The 18,038-nt window shown below is 37.4% G+C and carries 15 protein-coding genes and 1 pseudogene; 4 read left to right on the forward strand and 12 right to left on the reverse strand.

Features of this window, described 5'->3' with window-relative positions; genetic code table 11:
• Window positions 1-189 precede the first annotated feature (189 nt).
• Window positions 190-888 (forward strand): GntR family transcriptional regulator, encoded by a 699-nt coding sequence (locus AXK38_06430; GenBank protein ID AMH88899.1) that lies wholly within the window; start codon window positions 190-192, stop codon window positions 886-888.
• On the opposite strand, the gene AXK38_06435 is transcribed toward AXK38_06430, so the two are convergent.
• The 12 genes and pseudogenes from AXK38_06435 to gyrB form a co-directional block, all read right to left on the reverse strand.
• Entirely contained in the window at window positions 885-1,076 is a 192-nt protein-coding gene (locus tag AXK38_06435) for a hypothetical protein (protein AMH88900.1), read from the reverse strand. The two genes, AXK38_06430 and AXK38_06435, sit on opposite strands and share 4 nt — an antisense overlap.
• A gap of 54 nt (window positions 1,077-1,130) precedes the next feature.
• On the reverse strand, window positions 1,131-2,027 hold the full coding sequence (locus tag AXK38_06440; protein AMH88901.1) for a multidrug DMT transporter: 897 nt from the start codon (window positions 2,025-2,027) through the stop codon (window positions 1,131-1,133).
• A gap of 11 nt (window positions 2,028-2,038) precedes the next feature.
• A complete protein-coding gene (locus tag AXK38_06445; GenBank protein AMH88902.1) occupies window positions 2,039-2,971 on the reverse strand; it encodes a serine hydrolase in 933 nt (310 codons plus the stop codon).
• Window positions 2,968-3,693, reverse strand: coding sequence for a proteinase (locus AXK38_06450; GenBank protein AMH88903.1), 726 nt, complete (start codon window positions 3,691-3,693; stop codon window positions 2,968-2,970). The genes AXK38_06445 and AXK38_06450 overlap by 4 nt, the downstream gene beginning before the upstream one ends.
• A 469-nt stretch (window positions 3,694-4,162) precedes the next feature.
• Window positions 4,163-5,542 carry a thiol-activated cytolysin gene (locus AXK38_06455; protein AMH89651.1) on the reverse strand — a complete coding sequence of 460 codons (1,380 nt, stop codon included), beginning with the start codon at window positions 5,540-5,542 and terminating at the stop codon, window positions 4,163-4,165.
• Window positions 5,543-6,523: 981 nt separating this feature from the next.
• Window positions 6,524-8,968, reverse strand: coding sequence for a DNA topoisomerase IV subunit A (locus AXK38_06460; protein AMH88904.1), 2,445 nt, complete (start codon window positions 8,966-8,968; stop codon window positions 6,524-6,526).
• Window positions 8,969-9,099: 131 nt separating this feature from the next.
• A complete protein-coding gene (locus AXK38_06465; GenBank protein AMH88905.1) occupies window positions 9,100-10,311 on the reverse strand; it encodes a hypothetical protein in 1,212 nt (403 codons plus the stop codon).
• A 53-nt stretch (window positions 10,312-10,364) separates the two neighbouring features.
• Window positions 10,365-10,925 (reverse strand): GTP pyrophosphokinase, encoded by a 561-nt coding sequence (locus AXK38_06470; GenBank protein AMH88906.1) that lies wholly within the window; start codon window positions 10,923-10,925, stop codon window positions 10,365-10,367.
• Between the two features lie 29 nt (window positions 10,926-10,954).
• On the reverse strand, window positions 10,955-11,818 hold the full coding sequence (locus AXK38_06475; protein ID AMH88907.1) for an aminoglycoside adenylyltransferase: 864 nt from the start codon (window positions 11,816-11,818) through the stop codon (window positions 10,955-10,957).
• A pseudogene (locus tag AXK38_06480) lies at window positions 11,808-12,316 on the reverse strand (hypothetical protein). The gene AXK38_06475 and the pseudogene AXK38_06480 overlap by 11 nt, the downstream one beginning before the upstream one ends.
• A 314-nt stretch (window positions 12,317-12,630) precedes the next feature.
• Window positions 12,631-13,794, reverse strand: a complete 1,164-nt coding sequence (locus tag AXK38_06485) for a hypothetical protein (protein ID AMH88908.1) — start codon at window positions 13,792-13,794, stop codon at window positions 12,631-12,633.
• Window positions 13,795-13,812: 18 nt separating this feature from the next.
• Entirely contained in the window at window positions 13,813-15,762 is a 1,950-nt protein-coding gene (gene gyrB / locus AXK38_06490; GenBank protein ID AMH88909.1) for a DNA topoisomerase IV subunit B, read from the reverse strand.
• A gap of 135 nt (window positions 15,763-15,897) precedes the next feature.
• Here gyrB and AXK38_06495 point away from each other — a divergent pair, with 135 nt between their 5' ends.
• The 3 genes from AXK38_06495 (at window position 15,898) to AXK38_06505 (ending at window position 17,943) form a co-directional block, all read left to right on the forward strand.
• The gene (locus AXK38_06495; protein AMH88910.1) at window positions 15,898-16,539 is read left to right on the forward strand and encodes a glycerol-3-phosphate acyltransferase; all 642 of its coding nucleotides are present in this window, start codon (window positions 15,898-15,900) and stop codon (window positions 16,537-16,539) included.
• A 67-nt stretch (window positions 16,540-16,606) separates the two neighbouring features.
• A complete protein-coding gene (locus tag AXK38_06500) occupies window positions 16,607-17,143 on the forward strand; it encodes a transposase (protein ID AMH88911.1) in 537 nt (178 codons plus the stop codon).
• The gene (locus AXK38_06505; GenBank protein ID AMH88912.1) at window positions 17,119-17,943 is read left to right on the forward strand and encodes an integrase; all 825 of its coding nucleotides are present in this window, start codon (window positions 17,119-17,121) and stop codon (window positions 17,941-17,943) included. The genes AXK38_06500 and AXK38_06505 overlap by 25 nt, the downstream gene beginning before the upstream one ends.
• Window positions 17,944-18,038: the final 95 nt, after the last annotated feature.

Here is an 18,038-nt window from a genome sequence, read left to right on the forward strand (position 1 = left end):
AATTACCAACTAATACTCAATGAAAATCAAAGAGCAAATTAGGAAGCTAGCCGCAAGCTGTACTTGAGTACGGTAAGGCGACGCTGACGTGGTTTGAATTTGATTTTCGAAGAGTATAAACAAGGCGAAGTTTGACTTTTTCTTGTTTATTAGGGTACAATAGAGAAAAGATAGAAATGAAGTGAAAACATGCTACCAGCTTATATGAAAATCCATGATCAGATTAAAAAGGATATTGACGAGCACCGTTGGGCTATTGGGGAGAGACTTCCCAGTGAAAGAGATTTAGCAGAGCAGTTTGAGGTCAGTCGTATGACCCTTCGCCAAGCTGTATCTCTATTAGTCGAAGAAGGCGTCTTAGAGCGCCGTGTAGGAAGTGGCACCTTTGTTTCCAGTACTCGAGTACAAGAAAAGATGCGAGGGACAACCAGTTTTACTGAAATTGTTAAGTCTCAAGGCAAAATTCCCTCTAGCCAGCTCATTTCTTACAGAAAAACCATTCCCAATGAGCAAGAAGTTGCTAAGTTAGGAATTTCTCCAACCGAAAACATTATCCGAATGGAACGTGTTCGCTATGCCGACAATGTTCCTCTGGTTTATGAAGTTGCTTCTATTCCTGAAAAATTCATTAAGAACTTTAAAAAAGAAGAAATCACCAGTCACTTCTTCCAGACCCTGCAAAAATATGGCTACCGTATCGGTAAATCACAGCAGACTATTTATGCTCGTCTCGCTAAGGAAAAAATTGCCCACTACTTAGAGGTTGAAAAAGGACACGCTATTCTTGGGCTGACTCAGGTTTCTTACCTAGAAGATGGGACAGCTTTTGAATACGTAAAAAGTCAGTATGTAGGCGAACGTTTTGAATTTTATCTTGAAAACAATTAATACTCTTCGAAAATCTCTTCAAAACGTGTCAACGTCGCCTTGCCGTAGGTATGGTTACTGACTTCGTCAGTTCTATCCACAACCTCAAAACAGTGTTTTGAGCTGACTTCGTCAGCTCTATCTACAACCTTAAAGCAGTGCTTTGAGCAACCTGCGGCTAGTTTCCTATTTTGCTCTTTGATTTTCATTGAGTATAAAATACTACGCAAAAACTCTCTGTCACGGACGACAAAGAGTTTTTTTTATTTTTCTAAGAGTAAATCTTTCAAAGAAATCAGAGTTACAGCAACTAATATCATTGCCATACCAAGAAAATCAATGGGATAAAATTGTTCATTCATGATTAGAAAGGCAAAGAAAACCGCCGATATTGGCTCAATCGAAGCCAACAGGCTTGACTTAACTGGTCCAATCAAACTGGCTCCCTTTAAGAAGGCTGTATAGGCAAAGACAGTCCCGATAAGAATAATACCCGCAAAAGCGAGGAGAAAATCAAGACTAGTCGGGATATCAGCCTGTAGAACTCCTGTAAAAGGAAGGGCGACTAAACCAGATATGACCATTCCCACACCAATGACCAAGCTGCTCCCCCACTTCTTAATCAAGGCTATGGGCAAAATGATATAAAGTGCGTAAGTCAGAGCAGAAAAGAGACCCCAGAACAGACCAGAAGGTGTAATGGATAACTGGTCCAACTGCCCATGAGTGGCGATCAGAAAGGTCCCTCCAATGGCTAATATGATGGAAACAATCTCTCCAAGCGTCGGCGCCACCTTATCCTTGATACAGCTATAAATTAAAATTCCGACAGGACAAACATACTGAAGCACCGTCGCGGTTCCTGCATTAGTTTCCTGAATAGCAGTTAGATAGGCAAATTGATTGAGGAAGAGGCCAATTAGAGCAAAAATAAGAAGAGACAGCAAACTTTTTCTATCCTTTAAAAAGGTCAGCATTCTATCCTTTGCAGTAGCATAAGCCAAGAGCATGAGAATTCCACCAGCGATTAAAAGACGCAAGTTGGTCAAAACCAGAGCCGAAATTCCGTGTGCCATCAGGTATTGGCCACTCGTTCCTGACAAGCCCCAAGCAATACCAGCCACAACTGTTAATAGAGTCCCTTTTAAACTGTTTGACATGGCTCTCCTTACTATTCTTTACGAATCAAGTCCATCACTTGATTGCGGTCTACAATCCATTGAGCTCTCTCATCCTTTTCATAGGTACGATTCGATAGGAAAATAGCCGCTTCTTGCTTCTGACGATTCCACATGATAAAGGTACCTGTATAGCCCGTATGGTCTAGCCAATCTCCTTCCAAATTCCATGCCAAAGAACGTTCCTTGTCATCCAAAGGAGAAAAATTTTGACTCAAATCTCTTGCAAAATCATCTGCTAAATAGTGTTCTAAAAAGATTTGTAAATCCTTTACAGTCGAAAACAAACCAGCACTACCAGCATGTCTGCCCAGGAGACGAGCCTTGGGATCATGTACCAGACCTGCCTCGACACCTCTAACTGTTGGAACAGCAAGTTCAACAGGCCCAAACTGGGTTTCATTCATTCCCCAAGGATTAAAAACTTGTTCTTGTAAAATCACATCCAAGTCTTGATTAAAGATTCTTTCCAAGATAAAACCTAACAGCAAAAAATGGACATCCGAATAAAGAAAGGCTGGCTGACTTCGTCTCTTGAGATGAAACATCGTTTCCTTTAATTCTGAAGCTGTTAAAAGATCACGATTGGGAATAAAAGGATCAAGATCTGTAACATGGGTTAAGAGCTGGCGAATAGTGATGTCTGGATAATCACTCTCAGGTAAAAAATCTATTACCAGTCTATCAATATCTAATTGACCTTTTTCCCACAAGAAGGTACAAACTGTGCCAACTCCAACAACCTTGCTGACACTGGCTAGGTCATAAACTAGTCCTGCCTCAGTCTGCAGGCCATGTTCTGGGTCACTCTGGCCTAAATAGAACTCCGTCCATTGGTTATCCTTAAAATACGCAAAAGAGGCTCCAGGATAAATCCCTGCCTCGATTTGTTCTTCTATTTTTTTAATAATCTGGGTCCACTTCATACTTCTTCAAACCACAATTCAACATTATTTCTATCTTTACCAAGGAAGAATTTTTCAGACTTAGGAATAAAATATTCTGTAGAATCAAACTTCTGGCGAAGACTTGCTATGTCTAATTCATTGACCAAGAACTTGAGCATAGATAAGTCCCAGGTAACCGTATTGTCTACAGTCAAATCCTGCCCCTGTGCTGGGATAAAATCAAGTGATGTCCCAACTTCAGATACTTCCAAGAAACTTTCAATATCAGTTGGAAGATGTAATTCCATAGAAATCTCAAATTTACTCAAAGAAATTGATTCCAAATCTGTTTGAAATTCAGGCTTTTCTTCTACTTCTACTAGACTTGCTCTGTCATCTTCTGCGTGAATCAAAATCAAATCATCTTCTGGAGAGTAAATTTCAAAAGCGTAGCCATTTTGACCTTTATATAATCGATGGATCGAATCTGTTTTAGATAAGAGTCCTTCGATTTCCAAGGGATTTTCCACCTTGATAACCAATCTAGCTAGTTTTTTTCTTCCCTCTACCTTACGAGTACGCATGCTGGGAGCTTCTTCTAAAACCAGTTTTTCAAGACCTGTTTGGTCCCCTAGTGACAGAAAGGCTGACTCTTCTAACAAGGCTTTCATGCCAAGGGTTTCAATATAAAATGTTTCATTTAATTTTCTATTATTAACTTTTAAAGTAGGAATAATCCGTACAATTTGATTTACATTCATAAATTCCTCCGTCACTTTTTATTGTATAGGATTTTAGAATTTTTTACAAGATATTATACTCAAATTTAACAATTTTAACCTCATTAAACATCTTTTTGAAGAGCCTGAGTAAAAAGTCGATTTTATAGAAAAAGGAAACTAATGAGAATTACAAGAAGTTCATTCGGAGATGGTTGCCTAAAGAAACTAGAAAATGATTCCTAAAATAGAGCTCTTCATCGAGAATTAAATTCATATGAATAATTAATATATAGTATGTTGAGTATGGAATAGTACATTGTAGCTGTTCAAATATTTCTAGAAATAAATTTGACTTTCCTAATCAATTTGTTCATATCTTATTTCAATCTACTCTATATGCATCTTGTCTTCCTAAAACAAGACACAGAAAAATACCCCAAGAATTAGAATTGGAGCTAACTTTTGGGGTTCAGTTCATTAATATAACTAATTGTTTTACAATTGAGAATTAATTATTTTCAACTTTTTCTTCGTATTTTGGTCTGATTGTTGTACCTGAATTAATAATGGTACGTTTTTGGACTAGAGGAAGATCGGTACGATTGTAAACAGTACGCCATGGTTCCCAAGCAAGACCTGTTTTTTCTTGAATCTTCACTCGTATATTACGAACGTTTCCTTTAAATTGAAGTTCAGTTTGGAAGCCAGCAGTTCTGTTCTGACCGTTATGCTCCCACTGACGTGAACGAATACTTTCAATACCATCCTTATCGTAAGTCACTTCATCCCAGTAAACATAGTAACGAGCAATATAAGCTCCCTTATGTTGTAAATTGAGGTAACCATTTTTGTATGAAGTCACTTTTGTTTCAATGTAGTCTGTATTACTTTGAATTGTAGCTACTTGATTATCTTTCAAAAATGCAGTTTTGTAAGAAATTGGAACAGCAGGGTTTTGTGTACTAAAAGTAGCTCCTTCTTGAATCAATTTCTTCAAGTCTTCTACCGTACCTGTTACAACGCGTGCAGCACCATCAGCATTGCCACCTACAATTGAAACTGTTACTGTTGTATTTTTCAAGACACGCGCCCATTCAGATTCAGCTTTAATAGGTACTCCCTTGATTACAGCATTGATTGCTGCTTTCAATTCTGTACTCTTGCTTGTTGTTTCAAACTTAACATACATTTGACGTCCGTATGACACGCTTGATACATACACAGGAGGAGTATTTTCGTCAATTCCACGTTCTTTCAATTGATCAACTGTTACTCCTGGAGCAAATACATCTGATGGATTTTTTGGAGCATCAAAGTTTGCAGTATAGTAAATTTGTTTAAAATCAACTACCTCAATTTGTTTTTCACCTTTATTGACAGCTTCAAAGTCAATTTTTAAATTAACCCCAACTTTTTCAAAGTCACTTCCAAATTTCGCTTTCAATTGATTCATGCTGTAAGCAGAAGTTGATTCGTACTGCATACGTGCTGGAGCAGGATTTTTCGCAGCATATTTTTCATGCCAACGATTTAACAGGGTATTTACACCTTCCTGCATACCACTTGCAGTTGGATTAGCATCTACATAGCTATCTCCGCCTACCATTCCTGGTAAATCAACACTGATTCTACCTTTGCTACGATCTAAACTAATTTGTTGTGGTTTATTTTCTAGAAGGTCTTGATTGGCTTTAAACAAAGCACCTAGGAAGATATCTCCGTTGCCATTAATGGCAACATCAGCCGAACCGTTAGAAAGGCTTTTCTTCACTTTTTCTACGACCACAAATTCATTTCCTTGTTGTTTTGTGCTTGTATTCGTGTAATTTTCTATTGCCTCGCCTCTTCTAGTTAAAATATTTGTTTTATCATAATTCAAACCAAACAAATATTTATTTAGTTCTGCAGTATAATCTGTTTTAGCTTTGGTTTCTGTTTTCTTACTTTCTACTACTTTTTCTTCTTTCACAGAACGATATACTTCAACTTCTGCTAAACTAAGTGGAGTTTTAGATTTATTTAATTCAATTTTTACATATCGTGCATTAACTCCTGAGAATTGAACATCAATTGTTGGTTGATTATTTAAGCTATCAACATGTTGACGAGCCGCTTCCTTACCATCTTTATCCAACAAAATAACATCAAAATTAGATAAACGATTTGCTACATTCCCATCTCCACGATTGTAAATACGAACAGTTCCTACTGATTCTTCTTTCTCTAAATCAACTTTCCACCAAGAATGATCTTGAAAATCTGTATGAGTAACTGAACGATTGTTCCAGGCATTATCACGATTGCCGTCAACTGCTCTAGAAGCATCTCCTCCATAAGCAATTGAACTCTGACTCGCTGGTTTATGAGCAGCAATATTTTCACCAGCAACTGCAGCAACGCTTGGCTCTGTTGCTTTTACCACATTTGTTTGAAATACAAGGCCAGAAGCTAGCAAAAATGTTGCAATGGCAACACCACATACTCCAACACTACGTTTACGAATAGAAAAACGAAATCCTTTATCTTGTTTATTGTGAGACATAAAAAACTCCTTTTATATTTGAATAAACTATTTATAGAACGCGCTTTCTTTAAACAACAAAAGTATAACATAAAAATATTATAGATGCAATTGTTTTCTTAAAAATTATTATTTTTTATTAGGAAAACTTGTATAGTTGCTCATATGTTACTAATTTCACATTTAAATATCGGGTGGTCTATACCAATAAAAAACAAGAAAACGAGCAGGATAAGTCCCTATTAGTTGGGAAGTAGCACTGTTCGTTTTTGTATATATAATCAGATTTAACTCTTAAAATCTATAGATTGACAAATTTCTCAATGAAAAGCTTTTCATTGTTTTTTATCATTTCTTAGATTCAAATTCTGTATAAGTTTCCTGAAGATAAGCGTCAAAAACTTCTTCATCTGAAATCGTGTCAGAGATAAAGCTACCGTTGCTTGTGCGTTCTGATAGATTCAAGTCTTGCAATCGGCTTTCATAGATTGTTCCTTTATTGGATTGAACAAGCAGAATTTGATCGTTTTCTTCTACTTCTGTACTAAAGAGATCACCAACGAAACCTTGCTCTGCAACTGCTCCAGCCAAGAAGACACGATGCGGTTTGTTTTTCAACTCACGCAAGACTTGTAGCCCTCGTTTGGCACGGCTGGTTGCTGGAATTTCCTCAATAGAAACACGTTTCAAGCTTCCACGCTGAGTTAAGAGATAGAAGGAGGAGGTATTACAGATAAAGGCCGATTGGAGGACATCATCTTCTTTCAGATTCATAGCCTTGACACCTGCAGCCTTGGCACCGACAACCGGAACCTCTTCGATATTGAAACGAAGGGCATAACCATTTTGGCTAATCAAGAGAACATCATCTAGTTTAATCGGAGCCACTGCTACAATCTTGTCTGTCTCGTCTTTGAGCTTAGCATACTTAACGGACTTAGACTTGTAGGTCCGCCACGGAGTGAATTCTTTTCGTTCTACACGCTTGATTTGACCGAGACGAGTAGCTACAAAATAAGTTGTCGCATCATCAAACTGATCTACTACTTCCACATAAAGGATTTCTTCGTTAGTTTCAAAGTTTGTAATTGTTTGGCTCAGATGCTCTCCGATATCCTTCCAACGAATATCTGCCAATTCATGGATTGGTCGATAGATGACATTTCCCAGACTTGTGAACATCAAGAGGTGCTGGGTTGTCTTAGCAGCTTGAACAAAAATCAGACGGTCGTCATCACGTTTGCCAATTTCTTCTAGCGTTGAAGCCGCAAAGGAACGTGGGCTGGTACGCTTGATGTAACCTGCCTTGGTCACGCTGACGTAGGTATCTTCCTCGGAAATTAGACTAGATGTATCAATCTCGATTACTTTCGCAGTGTCTTCTAAGCTACTCAAACGCGGAGTTGCAAATTTCTTCTTAACCTCACGAAGCTCTTTCTTCATAAGATTGTACATAGTCCGTTCATCACCGATGATAGCCGCAAGCATGGCAATCTTTTCACGAAGTTCTGCTTCTTCCTCCTGCAAGACAACCACATCTGTATTGGTCAAACGGTAAAGTTGCAAGGTAACAATGGCCTCCGCCTGCTCTTCTGTAAAATCATAGCTGACCTTGAGGTTTTCCTTGGCATCAGCTTTATTCTCAGAAGCACGGATAAGGGCAATAACTTCGTCCAAAATCGAAATCACGCGAATCAAACCTTCAACGATATGGAGACGCTTTTCAGCCTTTTCCTTATCATAGCGGGAACGCGCCAAAATCACTTCACGACGGTGAGCAATATAGCTAGATAAGATTGGGACAATCCCAACCTGACGAGGCGTGAAATTGTCAATCGCCACCATGTTAAAATTGTAGTTAATTTGCAGGTCAGTGTATTTGAAGAGATAGTTAAGAACGAGCTCGGTGTTAGAATCTTTCTTGAGTTCGATAGCAATGCGAAGACCATCACGGTCAGACTCATCACGAACCTCAGCAATACCTGCCACCTTGTTATTGACACGAACATCATCAATCTTCTTGACCAGATTGGCCTTATTGATTTCATAAGGAATCTCAGTAACAACGATTTGTTCCTTACCACCTTTTAGCTTTTCAATATCAGTCTTGGAACGAACAACCACGCGCCCTTTCCCAGTTTCATAGGCCTTCTTGATTTCATCACGACCCTGGATAATCCCTCCAGTCGGGAAGTCTGGTCCAGGCAAGAATTCCATGAGTTTATCCACCTTGGCTGTTGGGTGGTCAATCATGTAAACCGCCGCATCGATGACCTCAGCTAAATTATGAGGTGGAATATCTGTCGCATAACCAGCCGAAATACCAGTCGATCCATTTACCAAGAGATTTGGAAATGCTGCTGGTAAAACCGTCGGCTCTTTCTCCGTGTCGTCAAAGTTCCAAGCAAAAGGAACGGTCTTTTTCTCGATATCCTGAAGAAGGTAGCCTGCAATCTCAGACAAACGCGCCTCAGTATAACGCATCGCCGCAGGTGGATCTCCGTCCATAGAACCGTTATTACCGTGCATTTCAACCAAAATCTCACGGTTTTTCCAGTCCTGTGACATACGAACCATGGCATCATAGATAGAAATGTCACCGTGTGGGTGGAAATTCCCCATGATGTTACCGACAGACTTGGCCGACTTACGGTAGCTCTTGTCAAAAGTATTGCCATCCTTATTCATAGAATAAAGGATACGACGCTGAACCGGCTTCAAGCCATCACGAATATCTGGCAAAGCCCGGTCTTGAATAATGTACTTGGAGTAGCGACCAAAGCGCTCTCCCATGATGTCCTCCAGGGACATGTTTTGAATGTTAGACATGGTTATAAACCTTCTTAATTTAATAATTAGAATTATTTTTTAAAATATAAATATACAGTAAATTTTTTTATTTCTAGCTAAAGTTCTTTCCAGTTCTATTGTATTATTGCATTTTCATCTAGTATTTTTTCCACCCTTAGAAAGAAACTTGTCAAATAGACTATAAAGAATATAATCAAAAAAATTATATTAAGACAATTAAGTTTTTCACTAACAAAAAGATAATAAACAATGAAAATGGAAAAAATTAAATATATTATAAAACAAATGATTGAGGGCCATTTTCTCTGGACTGGTACTAGCTTATATTGATATTTTTTAGAAAAATCACTTTTTTCATAAGTTATTCCCTCTGAGTACACATTCATTTGTGAATTAGAAAATAATATAAATAAAAGATAAATGATTACTGATAAAATTTTAATAAAAAGAATATTTATCATGTTAGTCTTTGGTTCTAAAGATAATAACCAAAGACTGCTTATCAGAAATATAGTTGGTAGTATAAAACCTAATAACCAGTCAAATGCACTAGATAAACAAGTAAATACAACCTCAATTTTTTTAAATATGAAAGCAAAATTATCAAAAACTGTTTCACCTACGGCTGCTTCCAACCGCTTATCAAAATTAGATTTTGAAAAATTTATTTTAGTATATACATACTCCTCAGTGTTTCCTTCCCTATGTTTTAACGCACCTTTAGTAGTAGAAATTTCCGTATTTTCTTTATATTCCCAAATTGATTCTAATCTTTTCAACAAAGGGTATCTTTGCCCCTCTTTATTCAAATTATCAAAATTACTGATTATGTACATTGCTCTTAGTGAAAGAATTAATAACAAAAGTATCAAAATAATATTAAATAGATATTCATATTCACTCACACTATTGACTATATTTTTAAACGATTTTTGAATTTGTTCCCAAGTAGTTTCTGGTAATATCTTTGAGATAAATGTATTTGTACTTAAAAAAGTTAGGATTCCTATAATTATGTCCTTAATTGAAAAAGTTAACTGATTACCTTTTTTCTCTACAAATTTAATATAATCTTCAAATTCTTCCTTCGTGATACCATAATCTAATAACTTGGAGCGTAATTCAAATAGAATTCTATCAATCTCAAAAACTGTAGTATATTTTTTGTTTAATATAGTACCATTCATTCTATGCCAGTTCCTGTATTGTTTCTCAATTATAATAAACAACGGTGAATCATTAAATTTTTTACTTCTACGTTTCCTAAATTCGATAAAAGTTAAAAAAGCAATTAAAAACAGAACCATCGTTATCGCTTCAGACATTGAATCCTCCTTTATCTAAACATCACGTTAGTTATTAGTGAGTTTAACTATTTTCATCCCACAAATCCTCGTTTATACTTGATATGACTGGCGATATTGCTATCTACATCTTTCTTATCCCAAAGTTGGAGTTCCCATGGGTAATAAAAATTACTTTTATTTTTAAAATAGATATGAATACCGACATAGCCATCTTTATCACGTAAATACCAGTTTTTTAGTCCGTACAGCTCTTGCCAATCATCTAGTTTCTCCATAACTTGAGCTATCTCTTTGGAACTTAAAATCATACGAGCACCAAAAATATCATTGAGAATGGAATTCACAGAATAGCCCTCTTGACGCTCGGAAAAACGTGTAATTTTATCTAAAATAGACTCCGAAGTTTTGACACGATAAACATAGGCAATATCTTGGACATCCGCTTTCATCAGATAGTCATTAATGGACTCATGTAAATTCAGACGGTAGGCCAAAATCGCTTTAGTCGGAACTTTTGAAAAGGTATGCTTGAGATTGATTTTTTCCACCTTACCCGTTTCAAAATAATCTTTAGAATATTCTCGATGAATACGATTAATCTCTGTAATGAGGCGTTCCACTTTTTCAATCATGAGTCTTCTCCTCTCGCTTTTTCATTTTTCTAGTTATTCCCAAACTTCTTCAATCTTTCCTCAGCATACTGAATCATCTTCTCAGCCACTTCCTTATCGTAGGCAAAGCCCAGCTTTTGAGCAAGAGATTGAGCTTCTTTGTGGAAAAGTTGCATCGTAGCAAACAAAGACTGATTGATTTTATCTATACTTGAAAAATCAATCAAATCTGAGAATTCCTTTTCTTTCTCAGTGGATAAATAGTTAAAAAGATACTTATAGTTCTTGCCGACGTCTACTGTTCCCATATCACTTGCTACCTGCCAAGCTAAGACTTTTAACAACTCTTGCTGACAAATACCATAGAGATGGTCCGTCGCATAGATGACTTGATGGCGACAAATTCCTTTGACCACGTAGGATGACACCCACCAAAATTCATTGCAGGCTTTTTCAAAATCCGTTTCAGTAGCTGGGGTTATCCAGAAAAGCTTTGGACTGGGAGAATAGGACTCAAATAAGCCCTTCTTATCTTCTAAAACTATGAATTCCGCTTCGCTATCTACCCACTCCTTGATATGCTCTTTAGGGCAGAGGGTTAAATCAATGCGGTTACCATCCTCAAAGAGCATGAGATAAAGATGTCGCTGGTCAAGTAGGACATGCTGTTCAATCAGGCGTTTGCCAAACTGGTCTAGCCAAGAAAGGTCACTCGTCAGATTATCTAAATCGTCCACGACATAGACCACGTCATAGTCTTGAAATTCATCTTTTAGGACATTTGGGCAAATCCGTGAACCAGACATGGCGACAGCTTTGACTTGTAAAGTTTTGGCTACCTGTAAAATCAATCTCAGCATTTGCTCTTGACTTCTATATTTTCTGCGCATATCTTTTATAGAGTTATTTTTCATAACTATCTTGCTCCACTTGTTTTTGGAGGATTCTTATTCTTTTCTTCTCTTCTCAAGCTCTCCTACTATCAATTGGATAGTTGAACAAATCCCAAAAACCAACAAAAACAGATAAATATCACTTTTTTGATATATTGTCAGTGCTCGCCATATCACAAATATATTTACTAATGAAAGAAGGAAAAGTAAAATAGCATTGAATCGAAGTATTATAGCGAACTTGCTCTTAAAATACCTATAATGTTTTCCAATCCTATAGAGCGTATATAGTGAGAAAACAATTATCAAAGGGGTGAAAGCAAGTGCATAAAATAAGATAAACCCTATTCCTGAGTATGGTTTACTTTCCATTGGTAAATCTAATAGACAGATACCAATAGTGAGGAGGTTCAATATAAATAAGGATACTGTGCGAGCACACTCTTTTCTACCTTTACTGGTCATTAAATCATATATAATTCCAAAAATGGCTAAGAGAATAAGGAAAAAAGGTATCATTAATAACGTAATCAATCCTGCACCTCCAAGATTATTGAAAGTAGTAAACTTGGAAATAGATTAGCAAACTTTACCTGTATAATTTTTGATACCTGTAATGTAATACCAAATCCAATATTGCTATTTTTTCCCACATTTCAATACCTGTTTAGTTACTATTTTTTTGAGTTTTGTAAAGAATATGTCTATAAAGTAGGCTATCTGCTGGAATTTTTTCATTATCAAATTCTTTAACAACCCCCATACTCAATTGTTGCCTTCCGTATAAGAAATTCTTTCTGTGAAATATTTTGTTTTAGGAAAGAGAGATAAATTCAATCCAAATAATCTAATTTAAACGCGTGTAATTTTGTTTCAGAGTCATACTGAACTACTGCAATCTTTTGATGAATTTTTTCTATATCCTCATTAGTGAGTTGTTCTTTTTTTGCGACATCAATAAATCGATTAATCGTATCTTCATCAGATTCTATAGTACTATTGTAATTATAAATTATCATTTCAGCATCGGTCTTTAAGATAGAATTGAGGATATTATTCCACCACCAAAAATCACTATCGCCGATTGATAAACCATATAATATAAATAGATCAGTATCATTGAAGTACGATTTATATCTTTTATCATTTTGGGCCCAATAAGGTTTTAAAAAATACTTTGCATAGGCTCTATTATAATTATTTGTTATTTGATTTGCGTTATCAAAGCCAAATAACATTGATTTTGGAACATTTTGATAACCATGGGGATGAGTGAGGTTGGTCATCAAATAACTGGAAAAATAAGTAGAACTATCCCAAGAACAATGATCGTTAGTAAAATTATTAGGATTTGCCGCAAAAAAAATTTGTCTATCAGCATGTGCCCAAGGGTGTGGATCATATTGTTCTTTATCCAATACTAAAATATTATCTAACATAGAAGTATAGTTGAAATTTAAAATTTCCCAATTAAATAATTTATAATGGTATAGCTTTGATGGAAAACTCAATTTTCGGAAATTGCTTTCATCTAAATCTGCCAAAAATTTTTGAAATGATGAAATTGCTAGCTCGCTTTTACTGCTATCATTTCCTATTTGAGCTAACATATTTGGACTTATTATATCATTTAGAAAATTAGAAAATTCAACCTGAAAGTGATTAAAATCATCAGTCAATCTCGCTTCATTGATATAATTATTCTCGTTGAAAATTTCAATTAAACTATTCTCAAAATCACTCCAATTTTGCTTAATATCAGGATTGTTTTCATTTTCTTTTTTATCTCTAGTCATTTTTTGAAAAATAATATTATCTTTACTAAAATTCTTATAGCATAGATAATTATAGAAATTTTGATAAGAAGTTCGGTACGGAGATTTAAGATATTCCATTAACTGAATATCTACACCATTTCCAAAGAGAGCCATGATATTAATTTGTCCATCATCAGCCAGTTTCTCAAATTCTTGTTTTGTATATTTTGTATAACTCATTTTTTCTTTATCATCCTTTCAAAACACCATCTCCCCACTCTCTTCCAACGTAAACTTGACATTGTCCTCAATCCACTTACGGCGTGGTTCAACCTTGTCACCCATGAGGACATTGACGCGACGTTCAGCGCGTGCTAGGTCTTCGATGGTGACACGTATGAGGGTACGGGTTTCTGGATTCATGGTTGTTTCCCAGAGCTGGTCGGCGTTCATCTCTCCAAGCCCTTTATAGCGTTGGAGGGTAGCACCTTTACCAAACTGCTTACGGAGTTCTTCTAACTCGCCATCTGTCCAAGCGTAGGCCACTTCTTCTTTCTTGCCCTTACCTTTGGACATCTTGTAAAGAGGCGGAAGGGCAATATAGACATGTCCTGCTTCGACAAGAGGACGCATATAGCGGTAAAAGAAGGTTAAGAGAAGTGTCTGAATGTGAGCACCATCTGTATCCGCATCTGTCATGATAATGATCTTGTCATAGTTGGCATCTTCAAGGGAGAAATCTGCTCCCACACCCGCACCGATGGTATAAATCATGGTGTTGATTTCCTCATTTTTGAGGATATCCGCCATCTTGGCCTTGGCTGTATTGATAACCTTACCACGAAGAGGTAGGATAGCCTGGAACTTGCGGTCACGGCCTTGTTTGGCAGAGCCACCGGCAGAGTCCCCCTCAACAAGATAGAGTTCATTCTTAGCAGGATTCTTAGATTGGGCTGGGGTCAATTTTCCAGACAATAAGCCCTTGTCTTTTTTATTTTTCTTACCATTCCGGCTCTCATAACGCGCTTTGCGAGCCGCCTCTCGAGCGTCACGCGCCTTGATAGCCTTGCGGATGAGGTTAGAAGCCAATTCCCCATTTTCCATAAGGAAGAAGGTCAACTTATCAGCTACAATCCCATCAACAACTGGGCGAGCTAGTGGACTGCCTAGTTTATCCTTAGTCTGACCTTCAAACTGGAGGTGTTCCTCAGGAACCAAGATAGAAAGAACAGCCGCTAGTCCCTCACGATAGTCTGAACCTTCAAGGTTTTTATCTTTTTCCTTGAGAAGCCCCGTCTTACGCGCGTAGTCATTCATAACCTTGGTAATAGCGGACTTGAGTCCTGTCTCGTGCGTTCCACCGTCCTTGGTACGAACGTTATTAACAAAGGATAGAATGTTATCTGAAAATCCATCGTTGTACTGGAGGGCAACTTCCACTTGGAAACCATTGTCTTCCCCTTCAAAGTAAAGGACTGGCGTCAAGGTCTCCTTGTCTTCGTTCAGATAAGAAACAAAGTCTTGTACCCCATTCTCATAGTGGAATTCAATCGCTTCATCTGTTCGCTTATCTGTCAAAGACAAGGTCACATTTTTTAAGAGAAAAGCTGATTCATTGAGCCGCTCTGAAATGGTATTGTACTTGAAGTCTGTCGTAGAAAAGATAGTCGAATCAGGCATAAAAGTAACCTTGGTACCTGTTTTAGACTTGGGCGCTGTACCGATTTTCTTTAAGGTCGTGACAGGTTTTCCACCATTTTCAAAACGTTGCTTGTAAACTGCGCCATCACGGGTAATTTCAACCTCCAGCCAACTAGATAGGGCATTAACAACGGAAGAACCCACCCCGTGAAGTCCACCTGATGTTTTGTAGCCACCTTGACCAAATTTTCCTCCGGCATGAAGGATGGTAAAGATAACCTCAACTGTTGGAATCCCCATAGCGTGCATTCCAGTCGGCATCCCACGACCATGGTCTTGCACAGTCAAACTCCCGTCTTTATTGATGGTGACATCAATACGGTCACCAAATCCAGACAAGGCCTCATCAACTGCATTGTCGACGATTTCCCAGACTAGGTGATGGAGACCTGCCCCATCAGTCGATCCGATATACATCCCTGGACGTTTTCGGACCGCATCCAACCCTTCTAGCACCTGAATGGCATCATCATTATAATTGTTAATATTGATTTCCTTTTTTGACACAAGGAACCTCCTATTCGTTCATCTTTACTATTCTACAAGTTTTCCAAGGATTTTGCAAAATTTTTCTTTCTCCGCTGTGACAATTTCAGAAGAGATTCTCTGCCTTTCTTCTCCATTTCATGATATAATAGGAGTATGATTACAATAGTTTTATTAATCCTAGCTTATCTGCTGGGTTCGATTCCGTCTGGTCTCTGGATTGGACAAGTATTCTTTCAAATCAATCTGCGCGAGCATGGTTCTGGTAACACAGGAACGACCAATACCTTCCGTATTTTAGGAAAAAAAGCGGGAATGGCAACCTTTGTGATTGATTTTTTCAAAGGAACCCTAGCAACGCTTCTTCCAATTATTTTTCATCTGCAAGGCGTTTCTCCTCTCATCTTTGGACTTTTGGCTGTTATTGGCCATACCTTCCCTATCTTTGCAGGATTTAAGGGTGGTAAGGCTGTCGCAACCAGTGCTGGTGTGATTTTCGGATTTGCGCCTATATTCTGCCTCTACCTTGCAGTTATTTTCTTTGGAACCCTCTATCTTGGTAGCATGATTTCACTGTCTAGTGTCACAGCATCTATCGCGGCTGTCATCGGGGTTCTACTCTTTCCGCTTTTTGGTTTTATCCTGAATCACTATGACCCTCTCTTCATAGCTATTATCCTAGCACTTGCTAGCTTGATTATCATTCGGCATAAGGATAATATCACACGCATCCAAAATAAAACTGAAAATCTTGTCCCTTGGGGACTGAACTTAACCCATCAAAATCCTAAAAAATAAAACGCCAGTTGTGAACTGCACCCCAAAAGTTAGACAGAAAAAATCTAACTTTTGGGGTGTTTTTATTATGAAATTAACTTATGATGATAAAGTTCAGATCTATGAACTTAGAAAACAAGGATATAGCATAGAGAAGCTTTCAAATAAATTTGGGATAAACAATTCTAATATTAGGTACATGATTAAATTGATTGATCGTTACGGAATAGAGTTCGTCAAAAAAGGAAAAAATCGTTACTATTCTCCTGATTTAAAGCAAGAAATGATTCATAAAGTCTTACATGAAGGCTGGACTAAAGATAGAGTTTCTCTTGAATACGGCCTCCCAAGTCGTACGATACTTCTTAATTGGCTAGCACAATACAAGAAAAACGGGTATACTATTGTTGAGAAAACAAGAGGGAGATCAACTAAAATGGGACGTAAACGGAAGAAAACTTGGGATGAAATGACAGAACTAGAGCGACTCCAAGAGGAGAATGAACGCTTACGTACTGAGGTGGCTTACTTAAAAAAGTTAAAAGAGCTGGAAGACAGGGACGAAACCATACAGCGAGAAAGGCAGAGACAATTAGAGAAATGGCTTCAGGAGGATTTCAACTAGATTTACTTCTTGAAGTGGCTCGTTTACCTCGCTCAACTTACTATTATCAGTTGAAGGAACTAGATGGGCTTGACAAAGATAAAGATCTTAAAGCTGAAATTCAAGCTATTTTTACTGAGCACAAAGGAAATTATGGCTATCGCCGAATAACTCTTGAATTGAGGAATCGTGGTCATATAGTAAACCATAAGAAGGTCCAACGTCTGATGAAAATCCTTGGTTTAAGTGCTCGAATTCGCCGTAAACGAAAGTATTCTTCCTACCAAGGAGAGATTGGCAAGAAAGCAGAGAATCTCATTCAACGCCAGTTTGAAGCATCGAGACCAATGGAAAAGTGTTATACGGATGTGACAGAGTTTGCCATTCCAAATAGCACGCAGAAATTGTATTTATCGCCTGTTTTAGATGGCTTTAACAGCGAAATTATTGCTTTTAATCTTTCTTGTTCTCCTAATTTAGAACAAGTAAAAACGATGTTGGAACAGGCCTTCACAGAGAAATACTACGAGAATACGATTCTCCATAGTGATCAAGGTTGGCAATACCAACACGATTCTTATCATCGGTTCCTAGAGAGTAAGGGAATTCAAGCATCCATGTCACGTAAGGGCAACAGCCCAGACAACGGTATGATGGAATCTTTCTTTGGCATTTTAAAATCCGAAATGTTTTATGGCCATGAGAAAAACTTTAAATCACTTAATCAATTGGAACAAGCCATTATAGACTATATCGATTACTACAACAACAAACGAATTAAGGTAAAACTAAAAGGGCTCTATAATATTTGTAGTGGGTAAATCCCCTATGGATATTATGGAGCCTATTTTGTTGTAGAAAAAAAGTCCCATAAGATCTATAATGAAAAGCAACCAAACCATCATTAGAAAGAATC

This window comes from Streptococcus mitis, from assembly GCA_001560895.1.
Lineage (GTDB): Bacteria > Bacillota > Bacilli > Lactobacillales > Streptococcaceae > Streptococcus > Streptococcus mitis_Q.